At 60.8% G+C, this 20,195-nt stretch carries 24 protein-coding genes; 14 read left to right on the forward strand and 10 right to left on the reverse strand.

The features are described from left to right. Window positions 1–42: 42 nt before the first annotated feature. Window positions 43–801, reverse strand: coding sequence for a GntR family transcriptional regulator (locus L8U58_RS04335; RefSeq protein ID WP_034980329.1), 759 nt, complete (start codon window positions 799–801; stop codon window positions 43–45). Continuing rightward, on the reverse strand, window positions 798–1,145 hold the full coding sequence (locus tag L8U58_RS04340; RefSeq protein WP_269954767.1) for a hypothetical protein: 348 nt from the start codon (window positions 1,143–1,145) through the stop codon (window positions 798–800). Before L8U58_RS04340 ends, L8U58_RS04335 begins: the two co-directional genes overlap by 4 nt. A 739-nt stretch (window positions 1,146–1,884) precedes the next feature. Here L8U58_RS04340 and rpsJ point away from each other — a divergent pair. From rpsJ to rpsQ, 11 genes are read left to right on the forward strand one after another with little or no spacing between them, the layout of a single operon-like run. Continuing rightward, complete coding sequence (gene rpsJ / locus L8U58_RS04345; RefSeq protein WP_010120790.1) at window positions 1,885–2,190, forward strand: 30S ribosomal protein S10; 306 nt, start codon at window positions 1,885–1,887, stop codon at window positions 2,188–2,190. 47 nt (window positions 2,191–2,237) lie between these two features. Continuing rightward, window positions 2,238–2,894: a 50S ribosomal protein L3 gene (rplC, locus tag L8U58_RS04350; RefSeq protein WP_005291985.1), complete on the forward strand. Its 657-nt coding sequence runs from the start codon at window positions 2,238–2,240 to the stop codon at window positions 2,892–2,894. Further along, window positions 2,891–3,544, forward strand: coding sequence for a 50S ribosomal protein L4 (rplD, locus tag L8U58_RS04355; RefSeq protein WP_011274166.1), 654 nt, complete (start codon window positions 2,891–2,893; stop codon window positions 3,542–3,544). The genes rplC and rplD overlap by 4 nt, the downstream gene beginning before the upstream one ends. Continuing rightward, the gene (gene rplW / locus L8U58_RS04360; protein WP_005291980.1) at window positions 3,541–3,846 is read left to right on the forward strand and encodes a 50S ribosomal protein L23; all 306 of its coding nucleotides are present in this window, start codon (window positions 3,541–3,543) and stop codon (window positions 3,844–3,846) included. Before rplD ends, rplW begins: the two co-directional genes overlap by 4 nt. Before the next feature lie 39 nt (window positions 3,847–3,885). Then, entirely contained in the window at window positions 3,886–4,728 is an 843-nt protein-coding gene (gene rplB, locus L8U58_RS04365; protein WP_011274164.1) for a 50S ribosomal protein L2, read from the forward strand. A 16-nt stretch (window positions 4,729–4,744) separates the two neighbouring features. Next, window positions 4,745–5,023 carry a 30S ribosomal protein S19 gene (gene rpsS, locus L8U58_RS04370; RefSeq protein ID WP_005291963.1) on the forward strand — a complete coding sequence of 93 codons (279 nt, stop codon included), beginning with the start codon at window positions 4,745–4,747 and terminating at the stop codon, window positions 5,021–5,023. A gap of 2 nt (window positions 5,024–5,025) precedes the next feature. Further along, window positions 5,026–5,388 carry a 50S ribosomal protein L22 gene (gene rplV, locus L8U58_RS04375; RefSeq protein ID WP_005291960.1) on the forward strand — a complete coding sequence of 121 codons (363 nt, stop codon included), beginning with the start codon at window positions 5,026–5,028 and terminating at the stop codon, window positions 5,386–5,388. Then, window positions 5,388–6,131: a 30S ribosomal protein S3 gene (gene rpsC / locus L8U58_RS04380; protein WP_005291959.1), complete on the forward strand. Its 744-nt coding sequence runs from the start codon at window positions 5,388–5,390 to the stop codon at window positions 6,129–6,131. The genes rplV and rpsC overlap by 1 nt, the downstream gene beginning before the upstream one ends. Window positions 6,132–6,136: 5 nt before the next feature. Continuing rightward, window positions 6,137–6,553 carry a 50S ribosomal protein L16 gene (rplP, locus tag L8U58_RS04385; protein WP_034971072.1) on the forward strand — a complete coding sequence of 139 codons (417 nt, stop codon included), beginning with the start codon at window positions 6,137–6,139 and terminating at the stop codon, window positions 6,551–6,553. Beyond that, the gene (gene rpmC / locus L8U58_RS04390; RefSeq protein WP_005291954.1) at window positions 6,553–6,786 is read left to right on the forward strand and encodes a 50S ribosomal protein L29; all 234 of its coding nucleotides are present in this window, start codon (window positions 6,553–6,555) and stop codon (window positions 6,784–6,786) included. The genes rplP and rpmC overlap by 1 nt, the downstream gene beginning before the upstream one ends. Continuing rightward, complete coding sequence (rpsQ, locus tag L8U58_RS04395; protein ID WP_034971073.1) at window positions 6,783–7,076, forward strand: 30S ribosomal protein S17; 294 nt, start codon at window positions 6,783–6,785, stop codon at window positions 7,074–7,076. The genes rpmC and rpsQ overlap by 4 nt, the downstream gene beginning before the upstream one ends. 394 nt (window positions 7,077–7,470) lie before the next feature. On the opposite strand, the gene L8U58_RS04400 is transcribed toward rpsQ, so the two are convergent. The 8 genes from L8U58_RS04400 to L8U58_RS04430 are packed head-to-tail and all read right to left on the reverse strand — an operon-like array spanning window position 7,471 to window position 15,760. Further along, the gene (locus L8U58_RS04400) at window positions 7,471–7,695 is read right to left on the reverse strand and encodes a phosphopantetheine-binding protein (protein ID WP_034984987.1); all 225 of its coding nucleotides are present in this window, start codon (window positions 7,693–7,695) and stop codon (window positions 7,471–7,473) included. Then, entirely contained in the window at window positions 7,695–11,201 is a 3,507-nt protein-coding gene (locus L8U58_RS04405; protein ID WP_269954768.1) for an isochorismate synthase, read from the reverse strand. The genes L8U58_RS04400 and L8U58_RS04405 overlap by 1 nt, the downstream gene beginning before the upstream one ends. A gap of 37 nt (window positions 11,202–11,238) precedes the next feature. Continuing rightward, window positions 11,239–11,865: an SDR family oxidoreductase gene (locus tag L8U58_RS04410; RefSeq protein ID WP_420839828.1), complete on the reverse strand. Its 627-nt coding sequence runs from the start codon at window positions 11,863–11,865 to the stop codon at window positions 11,239–11,241. Then, window positions 11,790–12,080 (reverse strand): NAD-dependent epimerase/dehydratase family protein, encoded by a 291-nt coding sequence (locus L8U58_RS10270; RefSeq protein WP_284804077.1) that lies wholly within the window; start codon window positions 12,078–12,080, stop codon window positions 11,790–11,792. Before L8U58_RS10270 ends, L8U58_RS04410 begins: the two co-directional genes overlap by 76 nt. A gap of 29 nt (window positions 12,081–12,109) precedes the next feature. Continuing rightward, entirely contained in the window at window positions 12,110–12,985 is an 876-nt protein-coding gene (locus L8U58_RS04415) for an ABC transporter ATP-binding protein (protein ID WP_034971075.1), read from the reverse strand. Further along, window positions 12,982–14,085: a FecCD family ABC transporter permease gene (locus L8U58_RS04420; RefSeq protein WP_034971076.1), complete on the reverse strand. Its 1,104-nt coding sequence runs from the start codon at window positions 14,083–14,085 to the stop codon at window positions 12,982–12,984. The genes L8U58_RS04415 and L8U58_RS04420 overlap by 4 nt, the downstream gene beginning before the upstream one ends. Further along, a complete protein-coding gene (locus L8U58_RS04425; RefSeq protein ID WP_034971077.1) occupies window positions 14,085–15,110 on the reverse strand; it encodes a FecCD family ABC transporter permease in 1,026 nt (341 codons plus the stop codon). The genes L8U58_RS04420 and L8U58_RS04425 overlap by 1 nt, the downstream gene beginning before the upstream one ends. Next, window positions 15,107–15,760 (reverse strand): GNAT family N-acetyltransferase, encoded by a 654-nt coding sequence (locus L8U58_RS04430; protein WP_237744578.1) that lies wholly within the window; start codon window positions 15,758–15,760, stop codon window positions 15,107–15,109. Before L8U58_RS04430 ends, L8U58_RS04425 begins: the two co-directional genes overlap by 4 nt. Window positions 15,761–15,970: 210 nt before the next feature. Here L8U58_RS04430 and L8U58_RS04435 point away from each other — a divergent pair, with 210 nt between their 5' ends. The 3 genes from L8U58_RS04435 (at window position 15,971) to L8U58_RS04445 (ending at window position 20,141) form a co-directional block, all read left to right on the forward strand. After that, window positions 15,971–17,374 (forward strand): SidA/IucD/PvdA family monooxygenase, encoded by a 1,404-nt coding sequence (locus L8U58_RS04435; RefSeq protein WP_269954769.1) that lies wholly within the window; start codon window positions 15,971–15,973, stop codon window positions 17,372–17,374. Beyond that, window positions 17,371–19,038: an amino acid adenylation domain-containing protein gene (locus L8U58_RS04440; RefSeq protein WP_034971080.1), complete on the forward strand. Its 1,668-nt coding sequence runs from the start codon at window positions 17,371–17,373 to the stop codon at window positions 19,036–19,038. The genes L8U58_RS04435 and L8U58_RS04440 overlap by 4 nt, the downstream gene beginning before the upstream one ends. A gap of 95 nt (window positions 19,039–19,133) precedes the next feature. Further along, a complete protein-coding gene (locus L8U58_RS04445; RefSeq protein ID WP_034971081.1) occupies window positions 19,134–20,141 on the forward strand; it encodes an ABC transporter substrate-binding protein in 1,008 nt (335 codons plus the stop codon). Window positions 20,142–20,195: the final 54 nt, after the last annotated feature.

The raw sequence follows: 20,195 nt of genomic DNA on the forward strand, positions 1-20,195 counted from the left end.
TGGCAACCGGTGCCGGTAGCGCTAGGGAAGCTAGTCCCAGGGCTAGTCCCAGGGGAAGCGATTCAACGTAGTCCAGCTGAGCGTGTTGTTCTTGCCAGACGTCGGCACGGCGAGGCTGAGGGCGTCCGCAATATAGCGATCCTCACTCATCTCCAACGGCGTGCCCTTCGCATCGCGCGACAAGCGTCGGTGGACCAGTACGGGGTCGCCGGCATCGAGAGGCAGCCAGCGCGCATCTACCTCGCCCGCCTTCGCCGCGGAGAACACGTTGTCGGCAGCAAAGAAGTGGACGTTGTGGCGGGAGGCCAGTTCGTTGGTGACCGAAGGGCAAGTCGGATCCATCGGCTCGACTTTGGTGCCGACCCAGGCCGGGTAGCGGGTGCGTTCCAGCATGATGGGGGAACCGTCGATGGTGCGCACACGCAGCACGGTGAGTACTTGCTCGCCCGGGGGAACGCGCAGAAGTTCGGTATCCTGTTCGGTCTGCTCTGCCCATTCCTGGGAGATGACGTGTCCGCCTGGCGTGCGTCCGCGGCTGTAAGCCCATTGAGCGAAGCTGCGGAACTTGGAGATCTCGGGGAAGCGCGCCGGCATGCGCATGACTACTTTGCGCGCGCCGCGTTTCGAACTCAGGATGCCTTCGTCGACCAGAACATTCAGCGCCTGGCGCATGGTGCCGGGGGCAACGTCGAAGCGGTCTGCGAGGGCATTCTCGCTGGGAATGGGTTCCCCAACGCGTAGCTTTTGGCTACGGATTTCCTCGCGCAGTTCGCGTGCGATTTGCTCGTAGCGGGTGGTCATTTGTCGCCCTCTCTGTATCCGCGGCGAAACTCTTCCGGCAGTTTGTTCATGACCGTGTTCCTGATGTTCCCCGCAAATCGTCCGGCGCTACGTGCGAGGTTCTCTGCCATCCCGACGGCCTGCTCGGCTGCGTCCATGGCCTGTTCCGCTCTCTGCTCGGAGATGAAGCTTGGCCGGTGTTCCCGGACCTGGCGGCGTAGGCGCGTCCGCCGATCCCAGCTTTCGTCGAGTACCCGCAGCGCCTCGATCAGTTCGGCATCCGTCCCACCTGCGTCGGGGTGGTGCTTCCGAACTAGTGCGCGCCGTTGGCGTTGGTATTCGGGGTTGCTGCGGTAATCGCTCAATGCAGTTCCTCTGTTGTGGACGCCACCTTTAGGCCATCCATCATCAATCTCAGCTTTGTGGTGATTGTAGTGCTCCGTGGCCCTTCTGGAGTAAAAGCAGGTGGGCGCGTTGGGGCGTCAATAAGAAAAGAGAGTAGTGATTTGGTTTCGGCGCGCCCGGTGTGGTTGAATACTTGACGTTGCTTTAACACGGCACATGAGGCCAGTCGGGTGAAGCCAGGCTGAACCAAGAAGGTGTCGATGGTGAAGTGAGCATGATCCATCGTCGGTGAAGAACCTCGCGAAAGTGATCCTCCAAGGATCGTGGCGGGGCTGCTTTGCTGTGCGGTACTTAAAAAGCGGAAAGGCGACACGCCCGACCGCGGGTGCCGGAGGATGGGGCATGGTAAATGAACAGCGGCAGAAGGCGAAGGAAATCCTTCCGACAAAGCGCGGAACACGCTTCCAAGCTTGGCTCCAAATATGAGGACTTAATTAGTTAAGGCCAGACGTGGAACCAACAGGGGGCGGGAACCGGGTGTTGTTACAAAGACTTGTTAACCCAAGTGCGTATGGCGTGTGTTCATTAAAACCAAATGACCCGCGTCCATCGATGGCACAAACAAGTAAATGTAAGACACAAGCGACACTGGCGACTGGACCAGGCCCCAAGGCCGGACAGCGTTAAGACTAAGACAGACAAAAAGCGTGTTAACCCGCTGTTCAGGCAGCAGGTGCGCTTTGAAGGAAGAGGACAAGCGTGGCGGGACAGAAGATCCGCATTAGGCTCAAGGCCTACGATCACGAGGCTATCGACGCTTCTGCCAAGAAGATCGTCGAGACGGTAACCCGTACCGGCGCTCGTGTTGTCGGCCCAGTGCCACTGCCAACTGAAAAGAACGTGTACTGCGTCATCCGTTCTCCGCACAAGTACAAGGACTCGCGCGAGCACTTTGAGATGCGTACGCACAAGCGTCTGATCGACATTCTCGACCCAACCCCGAAGACCGTTGACGCTCTGATGCGCATCGATCTTCCGGCCAGCGTCGACGTCAACATTCAGTAAGCGGCAAAAGAGTCTGAACTACTGAAAACGGCAGCGGAAGAGAAACTATGAGTGATATTGAGATCAAGGGCATCCTGGGCAAGAAGCTCGGCATGACCCAGATCTTCGACGAAGAGAACCGTGTTGTACCGGTTACCGTCGTCGAGGCTGGGCCTTGTGTCGTTACCCAGGTGCGTACCAAGGAAACCGACGGCTACGAGGCCGTACAGATCGCCTTCGGCGAGATCGACCCGCGCAAGGTCAACAAGCCTGCCGCTGGTCACTTCAAGAAGGCTGGCGTGACTCCGCGCCGCCACGTCGCTGAGATCCGCGTTGCAGACGCATCCAGCTACGAGGTTGGCCAGGACGTCACCGTCGACATCTTCAACGATGTCAAGTTCGTCGACGTGACGGGCACCACCAAGGGTAAGGGCTACGCCGGTGGCATGAAGCGCCACGGCTTCGCCGGCCAGGGTGCTGCACACGGTAACCAGGCTGCTCACCGCCGCGTGGGCTCCATTGGACAGGCAGCCACCCCCGGCCGCGTGTTCAAGGGCAAGCGCATGGCAGGCCGCATGGGTAACGACCGCGTTACCCAGCAGAACCTGAAGGTTGCCAAGGTCGACGCAGAGTCCAACCTGCTCCTGATCAAGGGCGCAGTTCCGGGTGTCAACGGCGGCCTCGTCGTTGTCAAGACCGCAGTGAAGGGCGGTGCACACGCATGAGCAATCTAAAGCTTGATGTCCACACCGCTGACGGTAAGACCAACGGCACGGTCGAGCTGCCCGCATCCATCTTCGATGCAGAGGCAAGCGTCGCCCTGATGCACCAGGTCGTTACCGCTCAGCTCGCAGCAAAGCGCCAGGGTACCCACGCTACGAAGACTCGTGGCATGGTGTCCGGCGGTGGCCGTAAGCCATTCCGCCAGAAGGGCACCGGTCGTGCTCGCCAGGGCTCCATCCGCGCTCCCCACTTCACCGGTGGTGGCACGGTTCACGGCCCGCAGCCGCGCGACTACTCCCAGCGCACCCCGAAGAAGATGAAGGCCGCCGCTCTGCGTGGCGCCCTGACCGATCGCGTGCGTCACGACCGCATCCATGTGGTCGAAGAGCTGGTCCCGGGCCAGACCCCGTCCACCAAGGCTGCACGCGCTTTCATCGAGCGTCTGACGGACCGCAAGTCCGTGCTGGTCGTCCTGACCCGCGAAGACGTCACCGCATGGAAGTCTGTGAACAACCTGCCGCAGGTGCACACCCTGGTCAACGACCAGCTGAACACCTACGACGTTCTGAACGCAGATGACGTTGTGTTCTCCGTGGAGGCACTGAACGCTTTCATCAACGCCGCTGATAAGACCAAGGAGGAGGCAAAGTGAGCACTGTAGCTGATCCTCGCGATATCATCATCGCCCCGGTCGTATCTGAGAAGTCCTACGGCCTGATGGAGCAGAACGTTTACACGTTCCTGGTTAACCCCAGCTCTAACAAGACCCAAATCAAGATTGCCGTCGAGCAGATCTTTGGTGTGAAGGTCGCCAGCGTTAACACCGTTAACCGTGAGGGCAAGCGTAAGCGCACCCGCACCGGCTACGGCCAGCGCAAGGCAACCAAGCGCGCCATGGTGACCCTGGTCGCCGGCAGCGATCCGATCGACATCTTCGGTGGAGCGACCGCCTAAGGGCGGCCGGATACCGAAAGGTAAAGAGGAAGCAAGAGTATGGCTATTCGTAAGTACAAGCCGACTACGCCGGGTCGCCGCCAGAGTTCTGTCTCCGAGTTCGCGGAAATTACCCGTTCGACTCCTGAGAAGTCTCTGCTGCGCCCGCTGTCGAAGACCGGTGGTCGTAACGTTCACGGCCACATCACGACCCGTCACAAGGGTGGTGGCCACAAGCGCCGCTACCGCGTTATCGATTTCCGTCGTAACGACAAGGACGGCGTGCTGGCTAAGGTTGCTCACATCGAGTACGACCCGAACCGCACCGCTAACATCGCACTGCTGCACTACCGCGATGGCGAGAAGCGTTACATCATCGCCCCGCGTGGCCTGCAGCAGGGTGCCCTGCTGGAGTCCGGCCCGAACGCAGACATCAAGGTTGGTAACAACCTGCCGCTGCGTAACATCCCGACCGGTACCACCATCCACGCTGTGGAGCTGAAGCCGGGCGGCGGCGCCAAGATGGCTCGTTCCGCTGGTGCCTCCATCCAGCTGCTGGGTAAGGAAGGCAAGTACGCAGTCCTGCGTATGCCGTCCACAGAGATCCGTCGCGTTGACATCCGCTGCCGCGCCACCATCGGCGAGGTCGGCAACGCTGACCAGATCAACATCCGCTGGGGCAAGGCCGGCCGTATGCGCTGGAAGGGCGTTCGCCCGACCGTCCGTGGTGTTGTTATGAACCCGGTTGACCACCCGCACGGCGGTGGTGAGGGTAAGACCTCCGGTGGTCGTCACCCTGTGTCTCCTTGGGGTCAGCCTGAGGGACGCACCCGCAAGCCGAACCGTCCTAGCGACCGGATGATCGTTCGCCGTCGTCGCTCCAACAAGAACAAGAAGCGCTAAGAGGAGGTAGTAGAGAATGCCACGCAGCCTGAAGAAGGGCCCATTCGTCGACGAACACCTCCTTGCGAAGGTGGACGCTCAGAACGAAAAGGGCAACAAGAACGTCATCAAGACGTGGTCCCGTCGCTCGACCATTCTTCCCGATTTCATCGGCCACACTTTCGCCGTCCACGACGGTCGTAAGCACGTACCGGTGTTCATCGACGATTCCATGGTCGGTCACAAGCTAGGTGAGTTCGCTCCTACGAAGACCTTCAAGGGTCACGTCAAGGACGACAAGAAGGGTCGTCGATAATCATGTCTGACACCGTAACCACCGCACGCGCAACCGCGCGTTTCGTCCGCGTCACTCCGATGAAGGCACGTCGCGTGATCGACACGATCCGTGGCAAGTCCGTCGAGGACGCACTGGCGATCCTGAAGTACGCTCCGCAGGCCGCTTCCGAGCCGGTCGCGAAGGTCGTTGCTTCGGCCGCCGCCAACGCCGAGAACAACTTCGGCTTGGATCCGCAGACGCTGGTCGTCTCTGAGGCTTACGCCGACGAGGGCCCGACCATGCGCCGTTTCCGTCCCCGCGCCCAGGGTCGTGCATTCCACGTCCGCAAGCGCACCAGCCACATCACTGTGGTCGTCGAGAGCCAGAAGGGAAGTGCTCAGTAGTGGGCCAGAAAATCCACCCCCACGGCCTCCGGCTGGGTATCACTTCCGAGTGGCGCTCCCGCTGGTACGCCGACAAGCAGTACGCTGATTACCTCGCCGAGGACATCAAGATCCGCGACTTCCTGTCCGAGGGTCTTGACCGCGCCGGCATCGCCAACGTTGTCATCGAGCGCACCCACGACCGGGTTCGCGTTGACATCCACACTGCCCGCCCGGGCATTGTGATCGGCCGTCGTGGCTCCGAGGCTGACCGCATCCGCGGCCAGCTGGAGAAGCTCACCGGCAAGCAGGTTCAGCTGAACATCCTCGAAGTTAAGAACATCGATGCCAACGCACAGCTGGTGGCACAGTCCATCGCTGAGCAGCTGACCAACCGCGTTGCTTTCCGTCGCGCTATGCGCAAGGCAATCCAGGGCGCTATGCGCCAGCCGCAGGTCAAGGGCATTAAGGTTGTTTGCTCCGGTCGCCTGGGCGGCGCGGAGATGGGCCGCACCGAGCGCTACCACGAGGGTCGCGTTCCGCTGCACACCCTCCGTGCTGAGATCGACTACGGCACCTACGAGGCTCACACCACCTTCGGACGCATTGGCGTCAAGGTGTGGATCTACAAGGGTGACGTCGTCGGTGGCCGTCGCGAGAGCCTGATGAATGCACGCGACGAGCGCCCGTCTCGCGGCCGTCGCGAGCGTCCACGTCGCGGTGGCGCACGTCGCCAGCGCGCTGAGCAGAAGCAGGAGGGCTAAGACAAATGCTTATCCCGAAGCGCGTTAAGTACCGTCGCCAGCACCGCCCGACCCGTCGTGGCGTGTCCAAGGGCGGCAACCGCGTAACGTTCGGCGACTACGGCCTGCAGGCCCTGGAGCCGACCTACATCACGAACCGTCAGATCGAGTCCGCTCGTATCGCCATTAACCGCCACATGAAGCGTGGCGGCAAGGTGTGGATCAACATCTTCCCGGATCGTCCGCTGACCCAGAAGCCGCTCGGCGTGCGTATGGGTTCCGGTAAGGGCCCGGTGGAGAAGTGGGTTGCTAACGTTAAGCCGGGTCGCATCCTCTTCGAGGCCTCTTACCCGAACGAGGAGATCGCCCTCGAGGCACTGCGCCGTGCTGGTAACAAGCTGCCCTGCAAGGTTCGCATCGTGAAGAAGGAGGATCAGTTCTAATGGCTACCGGAACTCCGGCACATGAGCTCCGCGAGCTCAACAACGAAGAGCTGACCACCCGCCTGCGTGAGGCGAAGGAAGAACTGTTCAACCTTCGCTTCCAGGCTGCGACCGGCCAGCTGACCAACAACCGTCGTCTGGGTGTTGTCAAGCGCGACATCGCCCGCATCTACACCGTCCTGCGCGAGCGTGAGCTCGGGCTGTCTACCAACCCGGGTGGTGACGCAGCATGAGTGAGGCAACCGTGAATGACAACGCAGCTGTGAAGAACGAGAAGGGCGCCCGCAAGGTTCGCTCCGGATACGTTGTTTCCACCAAGATGAACAAGACCATCGTGGTCGAGCTCGAAGACCGCAAGCAGCACGCACTGTACGGCAAGATCATGCGCCGTAACTCCCGCGTGAAGGTCCACGATGAGAACGAGACCGCCGGCGTAGGCGACCGCGTTCGCATCGAGGAGACCCGCCCGCTGTCCAAGGACAAGCACTTCCGCCTGACCGAGATCATCGAGAAGGCTCGCTAGTCCCTGCAGCTCTGAGAGCTCAGCCTGCTATGGCAGCTACGGCTGCTTAGGCGGCTGTAGCGCTAGACCCCCTCCCGCACTTTGCTGTGGTAGGGGTCTTTTTCGTTTCTTGCTAACGCCCTCGCAGGGGACAAATGCTGTTGGGATGTAGCGGAGGTAGGTAGCTGCCGGCGTGGGGGTCTAACTTCGGGGCGTTTAGGACATTTGTCCCGGATGACCCGTGGAAAGTGCAGCGTTGAGCGTGGAGAGTGGAGGCACGGGTGAGGTTTGGAGGGTGGCCATGGCGAGTGGAGACCCTCACGGTGCGTCCGCGTGTACACGTGACCGAGTCATGCCACACCCACCTGCATCTGTTCGGGTGTCAGCCTGTTGCCCGCCTAGACCCACATCTAGCTTAACTATCCAGCAGTTCGATCCAGGCCGTCAGCCGAGTATCCTCCGCTAAGTCGGCGAAGCTCACATCGTAGCCTTTCTCCTGCAGCCAAGTGAGAACCGTAACTAGCTGCAGAGAGTTCATACCCTGGTCATAGAGTTCCTCGGAAACCTCGATCTCCGCTGGCTCCATCTTCATCGTCTCGGCTACACATCCGCGCAACTGGTCTTCAGTGATTGGTTCCATTAGTTCACTACCTCAATCTTCCGTTCGGTCGTGCTATCTGCGTTGTTCTGTTGGATTCGTTTATTCACTTTGCCCACCCCGGTGGTGGGGAACTCCTCTACGATGTGCACGTGGTCCGGTACTGCGAACCGCGCGATACCGGCAGCCCGAGCATGCTTCCGGACAGCAAGTGGCGTTAGATCATCCACCCCATCCCTCAGGATCACATAGGCCGTGATGGCTTCGCCCAGATTGTCGTCCGGAGTGCCAACCACCGAAACATCGTGGATATCCGGATGGCTGAGCAACGCGTTTTCGACTGCTTCCGGAGCCACCTTTTCCCCACCGCGGTTGATCTGATCCTTTGCCCGGCCGACAACCGTCAGAGCACTATCGTCGACGGTGACGATGTCGCCAGTAATGTAAAAGCCATCTTCGGTGAATGCCCTAGAGTTGATCTCTTCAGCACGGTGATAGCCCCGGATCGTGTACGGCCCGCGGGTGAGTAGGTGTCCGGGGTGGCCTTCGGGGAGGGGGAGCGTGGCGTCATCAACAATGCAAATCTCATCGTGGCTGCTCATGGGGCGACCCTGTGTATTGATTATTTCCTCGGTCGAGGCGTTTAACGGTGTGAAGTTTACGAGTCCCTCAGCCATGCCGAAAACCTGTTGCAGTTGGCAGTCGAGTTCCGGCCGGATGCGGCGGGCCACCTCGGCAGATAGCTTCGCCCCACCCACCCATAGCGTGCGCAGAGTGCGTAGGTCGTGGCGATCGCGGGCCGGTGCGTTGAGAATGCCCAGTACCGCCGGAGGTACCAGGGCGAGGTGAGTCGCACCGTGGTGGTCAATGGCAGGCAGCAGATCGCTGGGCATCGGTGATTTGGCGAAAACGATGTGCGCTCCGCGCAGCAGCGCACCCAGAATTCCCGGCGAGCTGAGAGTGAAGTTATGCGCCGCGGGCAAAGCGACGAGCAGGCAAGATTCCGTCTCCAAGTCACAGGCTTGCAGCGCACAACGGATCGAATAGAGATAATCCGCATGGGTTCGCGGGATTAGCTTCGGTAGGCCGGTCGTGCCACCGGAGAGTTGCAGGAACGCAAGCTCGTCTGCTTCTACATCGGCGGTTGGAGGGGCGGGTGACTCTTCGTTTGCAGCCTCCGAGTGCCCCGTTGATTCGGTAGCCCAGGGAGATTCGGCGGTCTCGTCGATGAGGATCGCTCGAACAGTGCGGCCATCGTCCAGCGGCTCTTGTAGCGTGGCGTGGACGCCCGCAAGGTGCCGATCGGGGCGCGACGTGCTGATGTAGAAGCGTGCTGGCGCGTGGCTGGCGAAGTGGCGCACCTCCGTGGAGCCGAGGTCAGGCAAGGCGAAGATGGGAATGGCGCCGAGCTTCCATAATGCCAAGAGAGTTTCGAGGAACACCACACTATTGGGAAGCTGCAGGATGCAGCCATCGCCCCGGCGTACTCCGGCTTGGTGAAGGTAGTGGGCGGCGGTCTCGACGCTGTTGTCTAGTTCGTGCCAGGACAGGCTGCGGTGGCGGTCCGTCGTGGCGGGTCGATTGGGAAAGGTGGCAACCGTTTGTTGGAAGACATCCCAGTGGGTGTGGTGGGTCCATATTCCCTGGCGGTGGTATTCCTGCGCGAGGGTACGGGGCATGTGGTTGGCCAGTACCTCTGGGCCGTGGCTTCCGTTAAGCGGGCTGAGGTGGGGCTCGGGATTGGGCGCTATGTGTGCTGACGGGAGCTGCGCGGTGCCTTCTGTATCTCCCTTTGCGGCCAGTCCCAACAGCGCACGCACCGGACCGAGTTTGAAGTTGGTTTCCTCGATCTCCTGGTCTGGCTGGGATTCGGCAACGATTCCGCCGCCGGCTCGGGCAGACACTTGGGAGCCTTGAACCGTGGCACTTCGGATAGCTACCCGCCACTCGCCATCGCCGTGGGAATCTGCGTATCCGATGGCGCCGCCGTACAGACCCCGCTCCGGCTCCTGCTGGCGCAAAAAGTCCAACGCAGCAGCGGACGGTGCTCCATTGACTGCCGGAGTGGGGTGTAGCAACGCAGCCAACTCCAGAACGGAGGTATCAGGGTTCCGCAACGTGCCTTCGATATGGGTTCCTAGGTGCCAGGTATGCGACGTGGCGGTCAGCGTGGGTAATTCCGGAACGTGTAGCTGAGTACACAGGGGTTCAAGAACCTCCCGGATGGCCGTGGTCACGAAGCGGTGCTCGGCGATGTCTTTGTGGGAGAGCGTGAGCTCAATTGCCCGCGCCCAGTCCGTCACCGGGTCCTCCGATCGAGCGATAGTTCCGGCCAGCGGGTGGGAAACAATCCGCGCGCCTTCCTTGCGGATCAGTAGCTCCGGGCTAGATCCCACGAAGAAAGCTTCTTCGGGGCCGTTAGTTGTAGCTACCAGGTGCCCGTGCCCCGTGGCGGAGGTTTCCATGAACCCTCGTAGCAGGGCTTCCGGCTCCACAGGGCTAGCCAGCGTGTACTCCTCCTCGCGGGAAAGCACCACCTTTTGAAACTCGCCACGCCCAATCGCCTCCACGGCACGGCTAACCCGTCGGCCATGCTCTTGCAGGCTGGGGCGTTGTGAGATGTCCACCACGTCGGGAACCAATGGAGCCGTCTTCCAACGCGGAGCTCCCGTGTGCCGCTGAAAGCTCTCGGGGGCCAGCAACACCGGTGCTGTGTCTGGATCGAAGGGCAGCGCTCCCACCACGACGTCTTCCCGTCCTGCCTTCGCCGCCCTACGAAGTGCTGCGGCGGCTTGCTCTACCGTGCCATAACGAGTTTTGACTCCGCAGGTTGTCAGAGTCTGGTCGCTGTCGCTCATGACAAAGCTGGGTGGGCCACTAGCCTCCCCACTGGGCGGACCATCGTGCACCCCCAGCTGTTTCAGCGCGCTGGCCGTATCCAGGCTTCTTCCACAGCGCTTGGCTACCCAATCAATCGTTTCCTGGTGGTCCTGTGCCGTGAAATCCGCAATTCCGTCCGTGATCACAAACGGCTGAATGTCCTTCATAAACGCATCCACCGCGGTGACCTTGCAGCCCATGTGGCCATATACCCCGGTGATAATTAGCTGATCCCGCCGAGCGAAAGCCAGCGACTGGTAAAGGTCCGTGCGCTCGAATGCGGAATAGCGCCACTTCGTGAGTATCTGGTGATGCTTGCCTGGCGCCAACTCTTTGATGATCGACGCTTCCTCGGCTGTTTGTAAACCTTGTCCCCACATATCGCTTAAGAGCCCTCGTCGGGTGGGGTGCTGTTGCGGCGGCTGGGCGGAATAGAACACAGGAATACCCAGCTGATCCGCCGTGGTGATGAGGCGCGCGATGTTGGCGAGCGCCGAGTGTAGCGGTTCTTTGTTCCAGTCATAGGCAGCTAGGAAGTACTTCTGCATGTCGTGCACCAGAAGTGCTGCGCGTGCGGGCTCCAGGGCCCAGGATCTCGCCGGACAATCGGCGGGCAGTGTGGTGGATGGAGTGGGGATGGGATAGGGCGAAATGGGTGGAATCGCCATAGAGATAACCTTTCGTTGGGCTGGTGGGGTACAGAGGCTAGGCATCTAGGGTGGCGCCACCATCAACACGGAGGTCGTGCATGGTGATGTGGCAGGCTGCAGGGGAGATAAGAAAGAGGCATGCTGCCGCGATATCTTCTGGCTGCGCGATGCGTTGTAAGGGGATGCCTAACCGGTAGTCCTCCGGTACACCGGCAAGGGTCTGCGCGGCTCGATCCTCGCCGTGCCAGCTGGTGCGTAGCATCGCGGTGTCTGTGGAACCAGGGGATACGCTGTTGCAGCGCACCCCGTGTGGGGCGCACTCTAGCGCCAGAGTTTTCAACCAGGCGGTCGCTGCCGCTTTGGAAGCTCCATAGGAGGCCATGCGTGCCCGGGGCTGTGCTGCTGCATTGGAAGTCACTGCCACAATTGCTCCAGTGCCGCGATCCACCATGTGCTGGGCGATTGCGGAGCATGTGCGGGCTAAGCCGGTGACGTTGACAGCGAAGTTGTTTTCCCAGGCTCCGGTCTCGTCGGGGTCCGTACCGATACCCGAGACTGTGTCAACTGTGTCAACTGCCGTGGGGCCCGTCAGTGCGCTATCTGGGATTAAGGTTCCCGCGCAGTGGATGAGTGCATCAATGTGCCCGTGAGCTGCCAGTGCTTTCGACAGGTGGCTTTCCACGCTGCGTGGGTCAGTCGGGTTGAAGAGGTGATGTCTACTTCCGGTAGATCCCAGCCGATCACGGTGTGATCGTTCTGTCGTAGCAGGCGCACACACTCGCGGCCGATGCCTCCAGCAGCACCTGTCACGATCACCGTTTGTTGTAGTTGCGCTTGCTCCGGCGGCGACTCGGTTGGCTGCCGTGTGGCTAGGTGCGGAGGAATGTTGAAATCCATAGCGGACACCGTAATCGACTTAGGTTAGGCTAATCAAGGGTGTTATTTCTGGATTTTTTGAGAGGGATGATGAGCGGGTCTCCAGTCTCCGGATCTTCGATCACCCGTGCTCGCAGGTCGAAAGCCCGCTGCAGTAGCTCTGCAGTAATGATCTCCGAAGGCGAACCGGAGGCCATCACCTGGCCTTCATTCATGACCACTAGATAATCGGAATAACGCACCGCAAGATTTAGATCGTGCAGCACCATAACCACGGTGCGGCCAAGCCGTTGGCACAGGTCCTCAACCAGTTCCAAGATGTCCACGGAAGTCGCCAGGTCTAAGTAGGTGGTCGGCTCGTCGAGGAAAAGGATGTCGGTGTTCTGCGTCAACACCATGGAAATCCACACGCGCTGGCGCTGGCCGCCAGAGAGTTCATCCAGCGTGCGGTTAGCAAGATCCTTGGAATCTGTTTGCTCCAGGGCCTCGAGTACCGCCCCTTCGTCCGTGGAAGACCATTGCCGGAACCACGCCTGGTGTGGGTGCCGCCCGCGAGCTACCAGATCGGAGACCAGCAGGCCCTCTGGGGCCACGGGCGATTGGGGAAGTACGCCCAATAGTCGGGCGACCTCCTTGCGTTTCATGGCCGTGATGTCCTGGTTATTCACACGAACGGTTCCCGTATTGAGGTCAAGTAGGCCGGACATGGCACGCAGCAATGTGGACTTACCGCAGCCGTTGGGTCCCACGATGGTAGTAATCTTGCCCGCCGGGAACGTGGCGCTAAGGTCGCGGATGATGGTGCGCTCGCCGTAGCCTACCGTGATCGAGGACGCAACTACGCCGCTGGTGTCGCTTGGCTGTGCTGCATTTGGTAGTGCCGTGTTGTGCTGTGCTGTATTTGGCTGGGGTGTGGAAGAGGTCATGCGTCTGTGCTCCTAGTGCGTTGAACGAGCAGATAGATGAGGAAGATGCCACCTAGGGCGGAGGTCACAATGCCCACCGGAAGTTCCACCGGCAGAATCGCTTGGGTGACGATGTCCGCCCCCAGCAGCAGTACTGCACCGGTGAGCGCCGAAGCAGCAAGCGGTGGGGTGGGTACGCCGCACATTCGAAGAGCCACCTGGGGTGCTACAAAGGCGACGAAGCCGATGGGGCCGGCGGCGGAGACTGCTACCGCAGCTAGGGCCACGGCCAGCGCCAGCATCGCGACCTGTACACCGTTGACCCGCTGGCCGAGTGCCCGAGCCAGATCGGGTCCCAAAGTGGTGGCCAGCGCCTGGTAGCCGATCCAGGCCAGTAGGGGACAGCACGCGATCACCAGGATCACCATCGGGATGGTGGTATTCCAGCCCGCTGTGGCCAAGGAGCCTGTGAGCCAGAACTGCGCTTGGGTAGCATTCCGTAGCTCCGAGCGGATCATAAGGAAATTGATGTAGGAACTGAGCAGCGCGGTGATGATGATGCCAAAGAGCACTAGTCGGTAGGAATCCGCCTGGCGCCGCCACGCCAGTGTCCAGATCGCTGTAGCGCTGAGTATCGCCCCTAGTAGTGCGGCCAGAGGGATTCCGATTCCGGACAGCCAGCCGAGAAATCCGCTGCCACCGCCGAGGACGATGACCGTCACGGCCATGGCTGAGGCGCCCGTGGTGATACCAAGGATATCCGGGCTGGCCAGTGCGTTGCGGGTGACTGTCTGAGTTAGCGCGCCAGACAGTCCCAAAGCACTGCCGACCGCGATGGCGGTTGCCACACGGGGCATGCGCCAGTCCAGGACCACTAGCCTTTCCACGCGGCTTCCCTCCCCGCGGAAGACAACCTCCAGCACTCGGGAAACGGAGATGGGGAAATCACCTAGTCCAATGGAAAATGCTCCCAAGAAAACGATAAGGGCCGCGGCAATGAGGCATACAAGCAGCACTCGTGGGCGCCAAACGAAGGAGATTGGTCCGATCCTGAATGCCGGACGGCCTGGAACCCGCTCGGTAGCGGTGAGCCTATTGCGCGAAGTCTTGTTGAGCCCCATCAGAGCGTCGCCACCTTCTTTCGGTAAATCAAGACGATGAAGAACGGTGCACCCACGAACGCCAGCACAATGCCCACCTGGAGCTCGCCGGGCCGGGCGATGAGGCGCCCCACCACGTCCGCGTAAAGAAGTAGTGCTGCACCGGCTAGCGCGGAGTACGGCAGAATCCACTTGTAATCCGGGCCGGTGAGGGCTCGGACGATATGGGGTACCACCAGGCCGATGAAGCCCAGCGGTCCTGCAGCGGCAGTGGCAGCACCTGCCAGCAGTGCGATGATGCCCATGCCGCCTAGTCGCGCGGCCGCAGTGTTGATACCTAAGCCAGCAGCCACGTCGTCGCCCAGATTTAGGATGTTCAGCTGTGGGCCTGTGGCAAAGGCCAGGATCAACCCCAGAGCCACAAACGGCAAGACGCTGAGCGCGATGTTCATATCCCGGCCCGCTAGGGAACCGACGGTCCAGAAGCGCATCCTATCCAGGTTGTTTTCACTTGTGAGAACGAAGGCGCTCGTGATGGCACTTAGCACTGCCGACAGCGCGGCTCCGCCCAGCACGAGGGTCAGGGGATTTACCGTGGCTCTGCCCGCGGAAGCTAGGCCGAAGACCAGCGCCGTGGCTGCGATTGCACCAAGGAAGGCAACCACCGCAGTCGCCCAAGGCGCGCTGATGCCCAACAGGGCGTAGCTGGCCACCACGCTCAGTGCCGCGCCGGAACTGATTCCCAGGATCCCCGGATCCGCCAGGGGATTGCGGGTATGTCCCTGGATTAGGGCGCCGGCTACGCCTAGTGCCGCGCCCACGATAATGGCCAATATGGTGCGTGGCAGGCGCAGCTCGGCGACCACGCGTTGGTTGACTGGAACCTCCTCCGGGGAGCTACTGGTAGCAGGGAGATCCCGAAGTGCAGCCCACACGTCCTCTGCGGGGATGGAACGGGCGCCGTACAGGAAACTGCAGATCGTGCCACTGACGACCAGTAGGAGTAGTACCCCCAGACCCAGTAGGCGGCTGGTGCGCACACTCATGGCGTGGCCTCCAATCGCTGTTGCGGCTCACGCCCTGCGCTAGGCCGTGTTAAGCCGAACAACCGTACGCGCCGGTCTGCCCGCTGCTGTCGCTCGCCGAAATCTTGGAAACCGGCCTTGGCCAGCGCCCGGTGCGTGCGGGTGTTGCGATAGTCCGGCTCGCCAAGCACCAGCTGGCACTGCGGGTCTTGCTCTAGCAGTGCTGCGGCCAGCTCGCTCAGAAAAGAAGAGAAGATCCCATGGCCAGTCAGTTCTGGCTTGCCGATTGCGATATGGGCTCCCAGGTCGTGGGGTTGAGAGAGATAGCTGCTGCCAATCTCGTCCCGGTGTGGGCGATAGATTTCCACGTACCCCACCGGGGTTGTGGCGTCATTCTCGTCAGACGGTGTAGGAGCTGCGGAGGCATCGCCCCTCGTGGCTTCCTTTGCAGCCCGGATGTGGGGGGAGCGGGGTATCGAATAGGACAGTATTGCGGCGCGAGCGTAGGTGGTGTGAGTTTTTGCGACCCAGTCCTGGCGCCAGCGTTCGGCTGGCCAGGGTTGTTCCCACGTCTCGCGCAAGTGAGGGCGGGACATCCACTCGGCCACCAGATCGGCATCGGAAGATTCGGGATCTGGGTCCGCAGGGCGTAGGGAAAAGGGGGGTTTCATCTGCGGTAACGGTGGCGGGGAAGGGAGGAAATCCGCTGTCGGGATGTCGTGGCGCAACCGGGCCAGTATTTCCTCCGGGCGGGGTTGGGGGCTTCCTGTGAGCAGTGACTCAGGCTGTTGCTGGGGGTCATTGTCAATCATGGGTAAGCATACTACCGTCTATGTGTAAGGTAAGCCTTCACTTGGTAAGGGAATGGTAAGTTGAAATCATTGGCGATCATCGGAGCGGGGCCAAAAGCGCTAGCCGTTCATGCGAAACTCCACGCTCTGCGCAGTCTGGGCGTTCCAACCCCGGAAGTAACCGTGCTGGATCCGCACGGCATTGGCGGTAATTGGAAGCCTTGCGGTGGGTGGACGGACGGGCGGCAGTTGCTGGGAACCTCGCCCGATAAAGATCTGGGATTTCCCTACCGCACGCGCATCGCGGGCGAGCTCAACGAGGCCGTGGACCGGAGCATGCTGGGGCTTAGCTGGGTGCGCTTCCTTACGGAGTCGGATCGTTATGCCTCTTGGATCGACCGTGGCCACCCCAACCCACCGCACTACCTGTGGGCTAGCTACCTGGAGTGGGCGGCGCAAAAGATGGGAATGCGGGTGGTTCCAGCAACGGTGCGGCTACTCGACGTGACCACTGAAAGTAGTGCCACTAGCCCTACGGGCACGGCCACCGGCACTGCCTCCCAGCCCTACCGGTGGCGCCTCACTGCCGAGGACACACGTGGCGCCGAGTTCACTCTGGAGGCCGATAGTGTGCTCGTTACCGGCCCTGGCCGTAGCGACGGCAAAATTTCGGATGTTCCGGGTGTGCTCTCTGTGGCAGAATTTTGGGATCTCAAGGCGCGTGGAAGCCTCCCCGAGGTCCCTCGTGTTGTGGTGATCGGTACTGGGGAATCTGCAGCTTCCGTGTTGGACCAGCTAATTCACCTCAATATTGAGGAAGCTCTGGCCGTATCGCCCCTGGCCACGATGTTTAGTCGTGGGGAGAGTCAATTCGAAAACGAGTTGTATACAGATCCGCGCAAATGGGTGACACTCAGCGAAGCAGCGCGTAGAGACTTCATCCGCAGAACCGACCGTGGGGTGCTTTCTGTGCGGGTGCAGCAGGTGTTAGATTCCGATGATCGCGTGGCACATCGCCGTGGCGTTGTCCGCCGTGTGGAGCCGGCGGGCTCGCCGGACGCTGATTTTCGCCTGCGGGTGCATATTGATGATGAAGTGTGTGGCTCCTACACCGAGCTGTGCGATCTCGTCATTGACGCTCGCGGTGGTAGGCCCTTGTGGTTCTGTGATGTGATGACGCCACAGGTGCGCCACCTCCTGGAGCGCGCACTAGGCAACCAGTCCGATGCAGCGCTGAGCTCCGTTCCGGCCTGGGAGGCCAGTATTGGGGCAGATCTGGCAGTGGAGGGATTGGTTCCGCACCTGTTTGTTCCGGCACTGGCAGGTATGCGCCAGGGGCCGGGGTTTGCGAACCTGAGCTGCCTGGGCGAGCTTTCCGATCGGGTAGTAGCTGGGCTCGGTGTAGGGGACGGCCTGGGCGATAATGCCGCCGATGTGCAGGCTGGCATGCGAGCTGGGGTGCAGGCTGGGGTTCGGGCGGAGGTGCGTTCATGAGTGCATTTCCAGCACCGCGGCCTCATGGCCGCCGAGTGGAGCAGCGCTATGCCACGGTGGATGCGATGATCTGTGCAGCAGTCCAGGAGTGTGGGGTAGGTAGCCCGCGGCTAGCGGTTACGGGGCCTGCTGGGGCCATTACTTGGCCAGGACTGGCTAGAGGTGCCAGTCGAGTGGCCGGCAATATTAGCAGCCGTGGGCTGGGTAGAGGGGACCGGATCGCGGTACTGGCGCGCCGGGATACTCGGCTACCGGTAATGGTGGCAGGGATTCTTCACTCGGGCGCAGTCTATTGTCCATTGGAGGTGGATTCTCCAACAGAGCGTTTGCGTTGGCAGCTGGAAGATCTTCAGCCGGAGCTGGTGATGTTGCTCGGTGTGGAGCAGTCTGCGGAACAGGAGCTGCGCCGAGTCGTCGCCGAAGCTTGCGCCGCTGAAGTGTGGGTTGGTGGCGCAGAGTGTGACCGCGAAAATATAGGTGAATCGGGTGGCCCGCTGCAGGGGAGCTGTGCGCTGTTGGATGTGAACACGGACATTTGCCCGGAGGATCCCTGTTACATCACGTTCACCTCAGGTTCGACCGGGCGGCCGAAGGCGGTGGTGAATACTCACCGTGGCGTAGCCTGCCATTTGGAATGGAGCGCCCGGATCGTGGGGCCTGGCGAGGAACTTCGTGTGCTGCAGAAGGCGCCGGCGGTGTTTGATGTGGGTATCGCGGAGATCCTGAACCCCCTGGCTAATGGTGGAACGGTGGTGATGCCCGATTCACAGTGGTGGATGGGGGATATCGATGGCTTTTTGGATTTGCTGGTGGATTACCAGGTCAGTGTGCTGTCGATGGTGCCGAGTATGCTCGGCACGCTGTTGGATGTCATGGACGACATGGGTGAGCCTCTGGAAAGGTTGGCTGGGCTCAAGCATCTGCTGTTAGGTGGCGAGGCTGTGCCCAGTGCGCTGGCAGAACGGTGCCTGCGACAGATTGGTTGCCGGGTGCATGGACTTTATGGGCCCACGGAGGCCGCGATGGATGTGCTGTGGGTTGAATATACCGAGGAATTGCTGGCTGAGCTGGCGGGATACAGCGCGGGGGATGGTCGGCAACCGTCGCTGTTGGGTCTGCCTCAAGACAATGTGAGCTGTTATCTGCGCGATGAGGATGGGAAAGAGGTTACCGATCCGGGCCAGGTGGGTGAGCTCTGCATTGCCGGGGTGCAGGTGGCTACTGGCTATTGGCGCCGCCCGGAGCTAACGGCACAATCTTTTGTGCCCAGTTGGTGCCCACAGGTCGATGGCGGCCGTATGTACTGCACCGGAGATCTAGCACGATGGAACCAGGCGGGGTTGCTGGAATTCGTAGGTCGGGTGGGTGACCAGGTGAAGATCCGGGGCAACCGAGTGGAGTTGGGAGAGGTGGATGCGGCGCTGCGACGGGTTCCTGGTGTGCGGCAGGCGGCCAGTCGTGTCGTTGGCGAGGATTCATCAGTGCTGGTGGGCTATGTGGTGTGGGATCAGGAAGCAGTGGTGCTACCGCCTACGGAGGTGGCTGCTGTGCTGCGCGAATCGGTACCGGAGTACATGGTTCCCAGCCGTGTAGTGACTCTCCAGGCATTGCCGCTGAGCAGTAATGGGAAGCTGAATCGTCGCGCCCTCCCCGATCCAAATTAAGTTAAAAAAGTCTCAGATTACCCTTGTTAGCCTATCCTAGGTGATGGTAGCCTTACCTAATCTTGTTCGTTTAGTGAAATGGAAACCCATTCAGAATGAAGAACTCAAACGTTGTCCGTGCGCTCAGCGTCGCCGTGCTCTCCACTACCCTGGTGTTGGGAGCCTGCAGCTCCGATGCAGATGACAAGGCGGAAAATACTTCCTCAGGCGCAAACTCCGCAGCGAATTCCGGCGATAATGCCTCCGAAGTCAACATCAAGCACGCCAGGGGGGAAGACACATACCCCGTAAACCCCGAGCGCGTCGTTGCCATTGGTCCAGCCATCGACAACCTGCTGGCTATGGGCATCAAGCCCTCCGCCGTGGTGGTGTCTGCTAAGGACATGAATGCCCCGTGGCGCGACGGCAAGTTGGATGGCGTGGAGATTATCAAGCAGACCGATTTCAAGACTCTGCCGAAGGAAGAGATCGCCGCCGCTGCTCCGGATTTCATCGTCGGGGACTACTGGACGATCTCCGAGGATAACTACGCACAGCTCTCCGAGATCGCGCCCACTCTGGGTGGTATTGGCACCGAGGGTGAGGGGATCGGCTGGAAGTCGCAGCTGAAGGAGCTCGGCAAGATCTTCAACAAGGAAGATAAAGCTCAAGAAGTCATCGACCAGGATGAGAAAGTCTTCTCCGATGCGAAGTCCGAGCTGCCGAATATCGAGGGTAAGACCGGTGTGGTCTCCCAGTTCGCTCAGGGATCCTTTGGAGCTGTGGCCGACCCGAAGGATCCAGGAGCCTCCTTCATCTACGACCTGGGTATGAAGTTCCCGGAATCTCTGACCGACGGTTCTATTGAGGTAAAGCAGGGGCGCGTGACTCTGTCGCCAGAAAACGTCTCCGCCCTGGCTGCGGACTTCATGGTGATCTATAACCGCACCGGTGACATCGCGGAGGTGGAGAAGATCCCGGGCTACTCAGACCTGCCACAGGTCCAGTCCGGCGCCACCCTGGCGGGTAACGAGGCTGTGGTTGCCGGCCTGAACACGCCGACCGCCCTGTCCCGTGCATGGGTCTTGGAGCAGGTCAAGCCTACCTTGAAAAAGATCTCTTAGTCTCTTTTTCTCCAGCACCCCTCGCGAGTGTGTCGCCCGGTGTGGCAGCGTGGG

The sequence above is a fragment of the Corynebacterium macclintockiae genome, from assembly GCF_027570165.1.
In the GTDB taxonomy this organism is placed as follows: Bacteria; Actinomycetota; Actinomycetes; order Mycobacteriales; family Mycobacteriaceae; genus Corynebacterium; species Corynebacterium macclintockiae.